Source organism: Thiothrix subterranea, assembly GCF_016772315.1.
Classification (GTDB): domain Bacteria; phylum Pseudomonadota; class Gammaproteobacteria; order Thiotrichales; family Thiotrichaceae; genus Thiothrix; species Thiothrix subterranea.
On the sequence record NZ_CP053482.1, the window covers coordinates 1,435,887 to 1,449,305 of the forward strand.

Annotated in this window: 13 protein-coding genes and 1 pseudogene; 6 read left to right on the plus strand and 8 right to left on the minus strand. The window is 49.9% G+C overall.

Features of this window, described 5'->3' with window-relative positions; genetic code table 11:
* Positions 1-15: 15 nt before the first annotated feature.
* Both HMY34_RS20625 and HMY34_RS07060 read left to right on the plus strand, forming a co-directional pair.
* Positions 16-126, plus strand: a pseudogene (locus HMY34_RS20625) (IS982 family transposase); the annotation flags it as partial.
* A gap of 257 nt (positions 127-383) precedes the next feature.
* On the plus strand, positions 384-1,130 hold the full coding sequence (locus HMY34_RS07060; protein ID WP_266096951.1) for an IS3 family transposase: 747 nt from the start codon (positions 384-386) through the stop codon (positions 1,128-1,130).
* 240 nt (positions 1,131-1,370) lie between these two features.
* Here HMY34_RS07060 and HMY34_RS07065 read toward each other — a convergent pair whose 3' ends face one another.
* From HMY34_RS07065 to HMY34_RS07075, 3 genes are all read right to left on the minus strand, one after another.
* Positions 1,371-2,108, minus strand: a complete 738-nt coding sequence (locus HMY34_RS07065) for a transposase (protein WP_202718559.1) — start codon at positions 2,106-2,108, stop codon at positions 1,371-1,373.
* Between the two features lie 225 nt (positions 2,109-2,333).
* Positions 2,334-3,095, minus strand: coding sequence for a hypothetical protein (locus HMY34_RS07070; RefSeq protein WP_202718560.1), 762 nt, complete (start codon positions 3,093-3,095; stop codon positions 2,334-2,336).
* Between the two features lie 178 nt (positions 3,096-3,273).
* On the minus strand, positions 3,274-4,191 hold the full coding sequence (locus HMY34_RS07075; RefSeq protein ID WP_202718561.1) for a PGN_0703 family putative restriction endonuclease: 918 nt from the start codon (positions 4,189-4,191) through the stop codon (positions 3,274-3,276).
* A 79-nt stretch (positions 4,192-4,270) separates the two neighbouring features.
* Between HMY34_RS07075 and alkB the strand changes: the two genes are divergently transcribed.
* Positions 4,271-4,918 (plus strand): DNA oxidative demethylase AlkB, encoded by a 648-nt coding sequence (gene alkB, locus HMY34_RS07080; RefSeq protein ID WP_202718562.1) that lies wholly within the window; start codon positions 4,271-4,273, stop codon positions 4,916-4,918.
* 9 nt (positions 4,919-4,927) lie between these two features.
* Here the strand turns inward: alkB and HMY34_RS07085 are convergent, their stop codons facing one another.
* From HMY34_RS07085 to HMY34_RS07095, 3 genes are read right to left on the minus strand one after another with little or no spacing between them, the layout of a single operon-like run.
* On the minus strand, positions 4,928-6,616 hold the full coding sequence (locus HMY34_RS07085) for an AAA family ATPase (RefSeq protein ID WP_202718563.1): 1,689 nt from the start codon (positions 6,614-6,616) through the stop codon (positions 4,928-4,930).
* A 58-nt stretch (positions 6,617-6,674) separates the two neighbouring features.
* Positions 6,675-8,366, minus strand: a complete 1,692-nt coding sequence (locus HMY34_RS07090) for an AAA family ATPase (RefSeq protein ID WP_202718564.1) — start codon at positions 8,364-8,366, stop codon at positions 6,675-6,677.
* A 52-nt stretch (positions 8,367-8,418) separates the two neighbouring features.
* Positions 8,419-9,003: a hypothetical protein gene (locus tag HMY34_RS07095; protein ID WP_202718565.1), complete on the minus strand. Its 585-nt coding sequence runs from the start codon at positions 9,001-9,003 to the stop codon at positions 8,419-8,421.
* Between the two features lie 76 nt (positions 9,004-9,079).
* Here HMY34_RS07095 and HMY34_RS07100 point away from each other — a divergent pair, with 76 nt between their 5' ends.
* From HMY34_RS07100 to HMY34_RS07110, 3 genes are read left to right on the plus strand one after another with little or no spacing between them, the layout of a single operon-like run.
* A complete protein-coding gene (locus HMY34_RS07100) occupies positions 9,080-9,610 on the plus strand; it encodes a DUF2975 domain-containing protein (protein ID WP_202718566.1) in 531 nt (176 codons plus the stop codon).
* 4 nt (positions 9,611-9,614) lie between these two features.
* Positions 9,615-9,830 (plus strand): helix-turn-helix domain-containing protein, encoded by a 216-nt coding sequence (locus HMY34_RS07105; RefSeq protein WP_202718567.1) that lies wholly within the window; start codon positions 9,615-9,617, stop codon positions 9,828-9,830.
* Positions 9,831-9,843: 13 nt separating this feature from the next.
* On the plus strand, positions 9,844-10,428 hold the full coding sequence (locus HMY34_RS07110) for a DNA-3-methyladenine glycosylase I (protein WP_202718568.1): 585 nt from the start codon (positions 9,844-9,846) through the stop codon (positions 10,426-10,428).
* Between the two features lie 30 nt (positions 10,429-10,458).
* Here the strand turns inward: HMY34_RS07110 and HMY34_RS07115 are convergent, their stop codons facing one another.
* Positions 10,459-11,625, minus strand: a complete 1,167-nt coding sequence (locus HMY34_RS07115; RefSeq protein ID WP_202718569.1) for an ATP-binding protein — start codon at positions 11,623-11,625, stop codon at positions 10,459-10,461.
* 71 nt (positions 11,626-11,696) lie between these two features.
* Positions 11,697-13,211 (minus strand): fibronectin type III domain-containing protein, encoded by a 1,515-nt coding sequence (locus HMY34_RS07120; protein ID WP_202718570.1) that lies wholly within the window; start codon positions 13,209-13,211, stop codon positions 11,697-11,699.
* Positions 13,212-13,419: the final 208 nt, after the last annotated feature.

Here is a 13,419-nt window from a genome sequence, read left to right on the forward strand (position 1 = left end):
AGGGATGGCTTATCCCGAACTCAGGTTAACTATATGATTAACATCATTGCTGGCTTGGTGGCATATGCCTATCAAGATAAAAAACCAGCACTGGATTTAAAAACATCAGCACTGGTTGTGATCTAAATTGAGGGATGGCTTATCCCGAACTCAGGTTAACTATATGATTAACATCATTGCTGGCTTGGTGGCATATGCCTATCAAGATAAAAAACCAGCACTGGATTTAAAAACATCAGCACTGGTTGTAATCTAAATCGAGGGATGGCTTATCCCGAACTCAGGTTATACTTAAGGCACGGCGATACTCCCGCACATCTTTGGTTGTTTCGATAAAACTTTCGAGGCTCTGGCATTCCATTTGCTGCTTCCATCATTGTCTAATGGGATACACACTTTACACGAATGAGAGCGGATTCCTATATGGCGTGCTCAAAATGACAGTGCATTTGCATACACTAGGACATATGGTGAACGTAAAGCGGGTGAGGCGGTTATTACGCACGATGGGTTTGGAAGCGGTTTACCAAAAGCCCAACACCAGCAAACCCAACCCTGAACATGAGATTTTCCCTTACCTGCTGCGGGGTTTGGTGATTAATCGCTGCGATCAAGTGTGGAGTACTGACATCACCTATATTCGGCTGACACACGGCTTTGTCTACCTGATGGCAGTGATCGACTGGTACAGCCGTTATGTATTGGGATGGGCAATCAGTACCACATTGGAAGCTGATTTTTGCATTGAAGCGGTTGGTGAGTTGCTAGATAGCGGATCGTGTGAAATCTTCAATACTGACCAAGGCGCACAATTCACGACACCTCGTTTCACTGCGCCGCTGCTCAACAAAGGTATCCGTGTCAGTATGGACGGACGAGGACGCGCACTGGACAATATTTTTATTGAACGGCTGTGGCGAACAATCAAATATGAATATGTTTATTTGCAGGACATACAGACGGTGCAGGAGGCAAGGACAGGTTTGCAGGACTACTTCCAATTCTACAACCACCGACGCTTGCACCAGTCTTTGGACTATCGCACACCTGCTGCTGTGTATTTTTTAGGACGGCAGGATGGGCAGGAGAAGACAGATTTTTATCAACCACCCGTTATCTTAATTTCTTGAGATTGTAGTCTTGACAATGGGGAGTACCTTAGTTCATTACCGTGACGTAAACGCTGCCAAGAATTTGCAAGCGTATGCTTCGGCTACGCTCAGCAACCACGCCGTGAGTTCCACTGTGTCGGCCTGTGGAGGGGAAGGCTCTGGTCTTGGGCACAAGCCGAAGACGAAACCAGCCCCAATGAAGCAGAAATTTAACTGCAAACTTGACCTTGGTTAAGTTTGCATAAGTTTAAATGTGAATTAAGGGCATTTTCGTAGCTGATTCCAGAAAAACAGAGCGGCAGCTAATCGTCCAAATACATGAACGAGCAATCCTTGGTATGAACGTACATTTGAGGCAACTTCAATACCGGTTTTCCTCTCAATCCAAGCAAACAGCGTTTCAATCGGTTGGCGTACTTGTGACACAGCGGTTGACAGCCATTGCTCATCGGCATCCAGATAGCGTTGTCCCTTTTTCTTTTTGACCGGTGTGAGCACGGTCAGTTGCTGGGATTGTTCAACATCGGCAGCATCCGGTCGCTGATACGCTTTGTCACCGAAGACTTCCTCCTGCTTCAGGACAGGTCTAATTTGGTCAAACACTTTGCCATCCGGTGCGCTGGCAGGCAGCAAACCGATGTATTCGGGTGTGGGCAACGTTCCCGCTTGTTTACGTCCAATGACATGAACACGTACCCCATAAAAATACAGTTTTTTCGTCGCACAGTAGCCATGATCAGCAATATTGGCAGCGACACAAGCTTTGAAGCGATGCCCCTGTCTTGCCAACGCAACGGGGAAAGAGTCCACTAGCAGTTTGCCATCCGTTGGAGGAACCTGAGACTGGATGCGCTCCAATAGCGGGGCGAACAGGTCAGCCAAACGGTTCAGGCGCATCACATAAGCAGGATAACTCGGCAACGCGGGGAACCAGTCCCGTAAATGGCGATCGGCATAAGTATGAATCTGTTTGATGCTGCGATGACCGTCCAGCAAGCCAAACCAGTACAGCGTAATGACTTCCTCATCAGTCAGTTGTCATTCAACATGGGGAGAGAAACGCTGTACACACGCCCAAAGATCCGCTTTATATTGCTTGCAAAGGTACAGATAAATCGCTATCAATTGATCTTGCCAGTCCATAGTGAGAGTCCAGTACATCCGAGAAAAGTAGAGAGTTCACGTATGATAATGGCTTTCACTATGGCTGGTTGTTTGCCCTTAATTCACATTTAAAGGAACGGAATGGCTGCGGCTTTGCAAAGGTAACGTCGGCCTATCCGCAAATGGGTCTTGCTCGCTAACGCTGTAACCGGCACTGCGGAGGGTGGCAAGTAGATTATCGGCGATGGCATCCCGCCCGATATTGCGAAACGCGCCAGCCAAACGCCCTGCCACGACACTATTGCCGCCTTCCAACAAATGCCGTAACAGGTTGGACGCATCGGGCAACATTGCCAACGCTGCCCGCATTTCAATCGGGTTGGCGCTGAACTGGCGCGGTAAGCATTGGATGAGTGCGACTTCCAGCCGCATAACGCGAATACCGTCAAGGGTTTGGATGTATGCAGGGGCGGGAATCTCTAAGCGCAAATCCAGCAATGATGTGCCATGCAAGAGTGCTGTCGGCTTATTGCCTGCCTTAGGGGAGCGTACCAGCAATTGCCGGGGAATTGTCCAGTTGCCGACGTGCAGACTGATGGATTGTTCTGCGCCCAAACACCATTCAGTGCCAAAGCGGGTATTTAGATAATCGTGACAGAAACCCCAGAAGGATGCGTACCAAGAAGTGCTTTCACCTTGGCGTTCATCCGGGCGGGTGGGGATGAACCAGCCCTTCATGACTTCGCGCAGGAAACCTTGTTGCAGCAGGCGTTCGCGGTGGGTGCGGGTTAGCTCGCTGCTTTGGATGCCAACGCGCTGTTGGTCTTGCAAGGCTTTCAAGACACTCAGGGATTGTGCCAGTTTGTCGGCTGGGGACATGGGGGTACTCGCGGGCTGTGACAGACAATCTTTAGGTTATCATGCTATGCCATTATTAGGTTATTGTGTTGTGCGATCTTTAGGTTATTGTGCTTTTTTCTAATGCCCTGACCCGTTAAATATTTCTTCAAACGTACCAACTGGAATTTTTGGTGGTCAATCATGAGGGTTGTTATCTTTAATACTCTAACGAAGCAGCGTGACTTAATTCATGCGCCATATACCGCGCCCACAACATCATAGTGTTTTTTCGTTGAGTAGGCGTGAGATCAAGTTTTTGCATGGCGGTAATGTATTCAAAAAAGTCGATAACGGTGAAGCCGCTTTTGAGCATTTTACCAAACTCATTACCCACATTTTTGGCATTTTCGTCATCAGGTGAACAGAAGAGTGCCGTTTTCACAAATTGATAATGACCCTTTTGCAGTAATGCTTCGGCAATGAGTTGATTTCTATAGAGCTGATTGAATGTGCTACTGGTCAACACCTCATAACTGGCAAGAAAATTATTGCTCGCATTGTGGATATTTTCATAGTCAGACTTTCTGTACTCGTGCGGAGAAAACGGTTCAGTATACTTGCATTCAATCCCAATGAGACCTTGTTGATCACCGATGGATACCTCCAATGCAACGTCAAAAGCTGAATTGTCATTGGTGTATTCTTCCTTTGGTGATGGCGCATATTCAAATTTTACGCCTGAAAATCCCGTTATTTCGGGAAAAAAAGCTTTAATGGTTTTCAGACCAAGCTCACGGTCTAGTGCTAGAAGCCCAAAGAAATTGAAACACAGCGGTTGGCTGGAAAGTAGGTTGGTTTTCAGGCGATTCATTTCCATCATTCCGGCAGACTTTGTGTTGTTATGTTCTTTTGCTGTACGTTCAGCCAGATCACCGATACTTTCCGTTATAAAATTGCTATAGCCAGCCGTTTGAACGGGTAATACATTGCATACCGTCATATCTTTTTTGATAGGATGTTGTCCGGCGGGTTGCTTTAGGACGAAGGCTCGCCACCAACCCTGATGGATACGCGCTCGTTTGGTTCGAGAGCTATCGGATGTGGAAATATTGCCAATAAAGTCTTTAATATGCACAAATTTCCCCTAAAAATGTAAAAAGTTGAAAAATTAATGAATGTCTCGATTTTGCACATCAAATCGTTAGAATACCAGCATGAACCTCGACCTCTTCAACACCCCGCCCGAACCGTGGACTGAACCCTTAAGCCCCGGTGCGCTGGTATTGCGCCAATACGCCACCGCCCACACCGACAGCTTGCTGGCAGGCATCCACGCCATTGCTGCCCACGCCCCGTTCCGGCAGATGCAAACGCCCGGCGGCTATACGATGTCGGTGGCGATGACCAATTGCGGCACGGCGGGCTGGATCACCGACCGCAAAGGCTACCGCTACAGCACCACCGACCCGCTGAGTGGGCAAGCGTGGCCTGCGCTGCCAGCGGATTTCCGCAGCTTGGCGCAAGCCGCAGCACTGGCGGCAGGTTTCCCCGCATTCCAGCCGGATGCTTGCCTGATCAACCGCTATCCGGTGGGGGCGAAAATGGCACTGCATCAGGATCACGACGAACGCGACCTGACCGCGCCGATTGTGTCGGTGTCGTTGGGTTTGCCCGCAACATTCTTGTGGGGCGGATTGCAGCGCAGTGACAAGGCGGTGAAAGTGCCATTGCTGCACGGCGATGTGGTGGTGTGGGGCGGGGCAGCGCGGTTGGTATTCCACGGCATTGCGCCACTCAAGGCGGGGCAACATCCGCTGCTGGGTGAAGTGCGTATCAACCTGACGTTTCGGCAAGCGTTGTGAAATTCTGTTTTAGAACGTCACCACTTCCACCCGCTCGCCATCCGTCACCAGCAGCCATGCAACGAGGTTTTGCAACGCGGCAATTTCTGGCAGTTGCAAATAGCCTTGCACCTGCTCCATGCCTTCCTGCTTTTTGGCTGCCCAACCCGCTGCCTTGTCGCTTTTTTTGCTGTATTTCAGCTCAATCAAATGCTGGTGAGGCACCGCGATGGGGTTGCGTTCTAGCAGCAAAATGTCGGGGTAACGGCGGTTGAGTTCACGTTCGCTTTGCACGAAATAGATTTGCGTCTGGTACAACAGCGTCAGCAGCAACACCTTGACGTGCTTTTCATCCATCCCCATCGCATCGCGGTTGGAAAGCAGTTGCAAAGCACGCACCATTTCATCCATCAAGGGCTGAATGTCGGCGTACAGCGCGAGCTTTTCCACTGCCAGCCGCAATGCCTGATTGGGGATGCTGATCTGGTTGCGGCGTTCCAGTTCCACTTTGAAATAATGGAAGTAGAATTCGCGGATGGCGTAATTGGGAATGACGAATGTTTCGCCCGCCAAGGTTTCATTTTGTAGGGTCACAAAGCCCATGTAGGCGAGTAAGCTGATGAAATCATCGCGATCAAAACCTTTGTCGAATTCAAATTTGCGGCGTTGTGAAGCCTGCACTGCGCCCTGATTAATCAGCTCATCCAGCACTGCGAAATTTTCATCACGATTACCAATACTGAACATGCCCATGATTTTGCCGTAATCGGAGGCAATATTTTCATCCATCATTGGCTTGGGATAAGTACAACGGCGCAGATCAAAATTCTTCACGAAATACAGCACCATATTGGCGTTGTAAACCGTTTCAGGGGCTTTGATGTTGAAACGGTAGCCGTTGTACCAGCGGGTTACGTCCGCCAGCAACTGTTCCAACGCCACCGGGCAACTGTCTGCCAACGGTTGCAACAGGCTGCTGACTTCTGTTTTGGTAAAACCAATCGCTTCGTTGAAAGCTTCATGCAGCGAGAGATTTTGCCCAATGTTAAAACCGCTGGTCATGCTATCCAGCATAATGGGGGTAACGCCGGTGACGAACAGCCGATCCAGCGTACCGCGTTGTGTAGCGGTTTTGAGCGTTTCGTAGAAGCTGCGCACAAAGCCACCCTTGCCCATGACCCGCAAGAACAGTTTCATATCAGCGGCGAGAATGCTGTTAGCAAAATGGTCGTATTCGTCGATCAGCAGCAGCAGTTTTTGCCCGGACATTAAGTCCCAGAAATGCTGCATTTTGGCAGCGGGTGAGGTTTTTGCCAGCACTTCGCGTTGAAACGTTTCAGGATAAGAATAACGCCGCAAAAAATGTTGCAGGTGGCTATCCAGTTTCTCATTGATGCGCTGGAGAATCGTGTCATGTCCCTCATCGGTATCAATGCCGCTGAAATCCATAAACAGCACCTGATAGCTGTTGTGCAACGGCGTGGGATTCTGCCCAATAGCCAACCGACCAAACAGGTTATCGAATTCCTCCCGATACGCCACGTCGTAATAATATTCGAGCATCGATAAAAACAGGCTTTTACCAAAACGGCGCGGGCGCAGCAGAAACAGGTATTTGCCTGCTTCTTCCAACTGGGTAATTGTCGCAGTCTTGTCGACATAAACATAACCACCGCTGATGACGGTTTTGAAATTGCTTTCGCCGTAGGGGATTTTCATGCCGTTATAATCCGTCGGGTTGATAGAGGAAGTTTAGCATAAGCCGTGCCGCCAATAGTTAAGCGAACGTAACCACTTCCACCCGCTCGCCATCCGTCACCAGCAGCCATGCAACGAGGTTTTGCAACGCGGCAATTTCTGGCAGTTGCAAATAGCCTTGCACCTGCTCCATGCCTTCCTGCTTTTTGGCTGCCCAACCCGCTGCCTTGTCGCTTTTCTTGCTGTATTTCAGCTCAATCAAATGCTGGTGAGGCACCGCGATGGGGTTGCGTTCTAGCAGCAAAATGTCGGGGTAACGGCGGTTGAGTTCACGTTCGCTTTGCACGAAATAGATTTGCGTCTGGTACAACAGCGTCAGCAGCAACACCTTGACGTGCTTTTCATCCATCCCCATCGCATCGCGGTTGGAAAGCAGTTGCAAAGCACGCACCATTTCATCCATCAAGGGCTGAATGTCGGCGTACAGCGCGAGCTTTTCCACTGCCAGCCGCAATGCCTGATTGGGGATGCTGATCTGGTTGCGGCGTTCCAGTTCCACTTTGAAATAATGGAAGTAGAATTCGCGGATGGCGTAATTGGGAATGACGAATGTTTCGCCCGCCAACGTTTCATTTTGTAGGGTCACAAAGCCCATATAGGCGAGTAAGCTGATGAAATCATCGCGATCAAAACCTTTGTCGAATTCAAATTTGCGGCGTTGTGAAGCCTGCACTGCGCCCTGATTAATCAGCTCATCCAGCACTGCGAAATTTTCATCACGATTACCAATACTGAACATACCCATGATTTTGCCGTAATCGGAGGCAATATTTTCATCCATCATTGGCTTGGGATAAGTACAACGGCGCAGATCAAAATTCTTCACGAAATACAGCACCATATTGGCGTTGTAAACCGTTTCAGGGGCTTTGATGTTGAAACGGTAGCCGTTGTACCAGCGGGTTACGTCCGCCAGCAACTGTTCCAACGCCACCGGGCAACTGTCTGCCAACGGTTGCAACAGGCTGCTGACTTCCGCTTTGGTAAAACCAATCGCTTCGTTGAAAGCTTCATGCAGCGAGAGATTTTGCCCGATGTTGAAACCGCTGGTCATGCTGTCGAGCATAATGGGGGTAACGCCGGTGACGAACAGCCGATCCAGCGTGCCCCGTTGTGTGGCGGTTTTGAGCGTTTCGTAAAAGCTGCGCACAAAGCCGCCTTTGCCCATGACACGCAAGAACAGTTTCATATCAGCAGCCAAGATGCTGTTGGCAAAATGGTCGTATTCGTCGATCAACAGTAGCAGCTTTTGCCCGGACATCAAGTCCCAAAAATGCTGCATTTTGGCAGCGGGTGAGGTTTTCGCCAGCACTTCACGTTGAAACGTTTCAGGATAAGCATAACGCCGCAAAAAATGTTGCAGGTGGCTATCCAGTTTCTCATTGATACGCTGGAGAATCGTGTCATGCCCCTCGTCGGTATCAATGCCGCTGAAATCCATGAACAGCACCTGATAGCTGTTGTGCAACGGGGTGGGATTTTGCCCAATAGCCAGGCGACCAAACAGGGTAGCGAATTCATCCCGATACGCCACGTCGTAATAATATTCGAGCATCGACAAAAACAGGCTTTTACCAAAACGGCGCGGGCGTAGCAGAAACAAGTGGCTGCCGATGGTTTCCAAGGTTGTGATGTAGTGGGTTTTGTCGATGTAGACAAAACCGTCCGTCATGACTTTTTTGAAATTGCTTTCGCCGTAGGGGATTTTCATGCCGTTATTATCCTTCGGGTTGATAGAGGGAGTTTAGCATAAGCCAGCCCCTTCAAGGGTGAGTGGTACACGGCGGAATCAGGGTCGCTAATTCCTTGCCATCCACCTTTTGGCGCAAATCGTAATCGACCAACAAAGGCAGATACCCCGATTCTCGATCCAGTTGCAGGAACGTGGTGGCGGGTATTTTGCCTGCGGGCAGTTCGGTCTTGCGACACGCATCCACCCCGACACCCATTGAAGTTTCCGGCTTTTTGCCACCGTCGGCTTTTTTCGCCTTCAGCGTGTCGCGGAAGTGTTGCAAGCGCGGAATATCCGCCGGTGCAAGCCGGTACGCATACAGTTGATAGCCCGGTTTGGCATTATCGGCAAGCGTTTTACTTTCCAGTGCCAGCGGTACAGCTTCGAGGTTGAAGCGTTCATTAACCGGCGTTTCACCCTCGCGCTTCATGCCGAGTTCCAGCTTGACCCCATCAGGGCGTGGCGCAACCCAATCCGGCATTTGTGCGGCAACCCGTAAAACGCTCGGATCAACCGTCATCAGGTCAGCGGTGGCAAGTTTGTAGAGCGTTTTGACGGGGATGGACGTACATGCGCCCAGCATGACGGCGGCGGCGATGGGGAGGAGTCGTTTCATGGTTTAATACCGTTTTGGTTGAAAAAATTATTGTAATACAGTAATATTTTTTCATGCAACATGAAATGAGGTTACTATGAAATTCAATACTTCCCACCTGAAACATTGGCTGGCACCGGCGGCAAAAGTAATTGCGGCATTGCTGCTCTTATCCAACGCGCTGCTGTGGTGGCTGCCCGATGGACAAGCACTTGTCGTTAAACATTTTGCCACCTTGACCACGGAAACTTTGCAGTTGACCCCGTTCGCGCTGGGTATGGGGTGGGGCGTTTCCACGCTGCACCTGTTGATTATGGTCTTTGGGATTTGGGCGATGGCGGGCGTGTTTCGCTTATTGGCGCAACGCGATTATTTCCACCCAGACATTGCGACGGAATTGCAGTGTTTCGCGTGGATGTTGGTGGTGTTTGGCGTGACCAGCCCCGTGGCGCGGCTCTTGACGGTGTTGGTGCTAACGCTTGAAAATCCCGAAGGGCATCAGGTGATAGCAGTTAGTTTTGAGATGAATGATGTGCTGCTGGTGTTAATCGGGGCGTTAATGGTGATGCTTGCCCATGCCTTGCAAGCCGCCGCCGCGATTGCCGACGATAACCGCCAGATTGTGTGACCTCATGCCTATAATTGTGAACCTTGATGTGATGCTCGCCAAACGCAAAATGCGCTCGAAAGAGCTGGCGGAACGCATTGGCATTACCGAACAGAATGTGTCCTTGCTCAAATCGGGCAAGGTGAAAGGCATCCGCTTTGACACGCTAGAGAAGATTTGCGAAGTGTTGCAGTGCCAGCCGGGGGATATTTTGGCGTTTGAGTCGGAAACTGGAGAGTAAAAGGAATACCACCGTGACTGCTGTTACACATGACACCACCCCGTGCCGTTGCGCGTGGGTAGACCTGAGCAAACCCGATTACGTCGCCTACCACGACGAAGAATGGGGCGTACCTGTCCACGACGATCGCAAGCTGTTCGAGTTCATTGTGCTGGAATCGGCGCAAGCAGGCTTGAGTTGGTACACCATCCTGCGCAAGCGCGATAGTTACCGCCAAGCTTTCGACGATTTCGACCCCGAAAAAATCGCGCTTTACGATGCTGCCAAAGTCGAGGAATTGCTCGGCAATGCCGGAATTATCCGCAATCGCTTGAAAGTGTTGGCAACCATCAATAACGCGCAACGCTTTCTGGCAGTGCAGGCAGAATTCGGCAGTTTTGATGCGTATTTGTGGCAGTTTGTCGGCGGCAAACCCATTGTCAACCACCGAAAAACCTTGGCAGAATATACCTCCACCACCCCGGAATCGGATGCAATGAGCAAGGATTTGAAAAAGCGTGGCTTCAAATTCATGGGGTCTACCGTGTGTTATGCGTTTATGCAGGCGACGGGGATGGTGAATGATCACATGCTCGATTGCTTCCGGCGGGAGGTTTAACGTGTGGCAGACAAGTGAAAATCATGCTGTTCACATGGCCTGCAAGCGTTGCATCAATCCATACAACCCGATTTGCGTGGTGTGTTCATCCAGCGGAAACACTTTCTCTTCCGGTGTCACCACGTAGCTGTGTTGCGGTTGGAGGTCTTGCTGTGAAATGTAAAATCCCTTGCTGAGTTTAGGGCGTGGGTTGCGTTTGATTTCCATCGCCAGCTTGCTTTGGTCAGGAAACAGTAGAATCAAATCAATCTCCGCGCCTGCACTGGTGCGGTAAAAAAACGGGATGACACCTTCGGGGGCAACCGCCAGCAAGTTTTCGATCACAAAGCCTTCCCAACTTGCGCCCGCAATCGGGTGAGTAATCAAGGTATCCCAGTGCTGAATCGTCAGCAGCGCGTGTAATAAACCACTGTCACGAATGTACAAAAACGGTGTTTTGACCAAACGTTTGCCGATATTGGCGTGAAACGGTTGCAGGCGGCGCACCAGCATCAGATCTACCAGCAAGTCGGTGTAGGCGATGACTTTGCGGTAATCCAGCCCTAAATTTTCCGCTATCTGGCTGGCATTGAAGGGTTGACCCTGCAAATGTGCCAGCATCAGCCACAGACGTTGCATGGTTTCCTGCGGCACACTGCGGTCGAAAAACGGGATGTCTTTTTCCAGATAGCTGCGGATCAGGTATTTGCGTTTGCGAAAACTTTCTTCATCGCTGGCACTGAGGTAACTTTGTGGGAAACCGCCGCGTGTCCAGAGTGTTTCGACGTTTGCCTTGCCGACTTCGAGAGCGTGTAACGGGGTCATGTCCAGATACGCTACGCGCCCCGCTAAGCGTTCTCCCGCTTGCTTGACCAATTCCAAGGAGGCTGAACCTAGCAGCAGAAATTGTCCCGCTTCACGCCCTTCGCGCCGCCGTTGGTCAATGATACCGCGTAACACGGGGAATAAATCTGGGGTGTTTTGGATTTCATCGAAAATGATTAGCTCATCTTTGTGCTGTTCACAAAACAGTTTGGGATTTTGCATGACTCCAGCGCGTTCGATGTAATCTTCCAAATCCACATAGAGGGCTTTGTGTGTGGTGAGCAGTTGTTGTGCCAGCGTGGTTTTGCCCACCTGACGTGCGCCAAGCAGCACGACCGCTGGCTGGTATTGTAGTGCTTCAAGGAGAGCTTGGGTGAGAGTTCGGGCTATCATCCTAGCAAATTATCATTTTTCACGATAATTTGCTAGGATTAAGTAATTATTAAGTCCCGACAGATTACATGCTACGGTTTTGCGACCCCTTTACTGCGGTCAGAGTAGGGCGAAAAGCTGGAACTGTTAAAGGCACGGATTTGATAACGGTATTCCGTTCCAGCCTGCAAGCCCGTGTTCGTAAAGGTCAGCACATTGGCACCCACCGAGGCGATTTCTGCAAAGTTGGTACAACTAGCGCCCGTACACCGTTCGATCTTGAAGCCAGTTTCGGTCGTGTTAGCATCTTTCCAATTCAACCTGATTTGCTTGCCAGCCAAAACCGTCGTTTTCAAACTGGTCGGTTTGGTCAGAGGTTTGGGGGTGGTTTGCGCATTCACAATGGTGGTATAGCTGGAATACAGCGTTCCTTTGAAAGCCCGTACCCGATAACGGTAAACCGTACCGGCGGTCAGCCCCGTGTTGTTGAATGCCACCACATTAGCGCCAGTGGATTTGATCACGGCGAAATTGGTACACGTTGCACCGGCACAGCGTTCGATCTTGAATCCCGCTTCGTTGCTGCTGTTGTCTTGCCACTTCAAATTGATTTGAGTGCCGGAAACCACCGTAGTCATAAGATTACTGGGTGCTGTCAGTACATTTGATGGCGGCGGTGGTGGTGGTGGTGGTGGTGGCGGTGGTGGCGGCGTACCGTCGCAGATACCCGCAACGCGGACAGGCTGGAACGATTCGCGGAAACGGTAAAATTTCAAACCTTTGTTGTGAGCGTAGAGGATGATTTCTAACAAATCGGCTTTGGGAATACCCAATAAACCTTTGCCGAGGTCTTCGCCCGTTAAGATGCGATGCCCGTACAACGTAATGACTTCATCATTATTACTGGCACGATCCAAGGCGGCTTTAATTTCCGCCACGCTGTTGTCATACCCGAAGTCGATACCATCACCAATCAAGTGCGGGCGGCTTGCGCCTAACTTGTGGTAAATAGCGTCGGTGTTTTGCAGGGGTTTTGAGCGATCTTCCAGTGTGCCGCGTAAATACAGCAGGCTATTTTTATCCTTGATGGTGTTGTCATAAACGTTCAAGCCACTGCCATATGGGTAGGAATAACTGGTGGGTGTGAATGAAACGTCTGAATTATTATCAAATGCTGAATTTGTTGTGGGATCGCCCCCCGCCATATTGCTTAGCGTTGGCTCTACTTCATCCGCGTAATATTGTGCGGCTTTGTCACAAGCCAAGGCGTAAGGTGCTTGTCCTGCATCGAGGTGATTAACACTGTGTGAGGCAATTTCATGGCCTGCATTTTCAAGTTGTTTGAGTTTGACATAATGGCTGTCGCCCCCCATTTTCCCTTGGTCGAAACCTTTGATGTCACTGCGCCAATGGGCGACGAAAAAGGTGGCGTGTAAATCAATCCCATTGAGTTCGGGGGGTCGAGTGGCTGGGTTCACAAAAAAATCATGCCATTGGTCAACAAACCAATCGTCAAAAGTAAGTACCACCCCGCCTGCGAATAATTGAGCAGGCATAAGGGTCAACAACACTAACAAACCCGCAAGTCTGTTTAGAAAACGCCGCATATCATGTCTCCGTCTTGCAACAGCCCTTGCGTATCCCCAGAGATCTAAACGCAGTCACGGTAATAATTAGACATATTTTTAATAAAATGCGCGTGACTACGGATAAATTAAACTTACTTCATAAGCGTAGTTAAGCTTATTGATAAATTCAAGGCGATGCTTAAATGTTGATTGCCTTACAGCGTATTGGCAATGTTACCATCTTGTC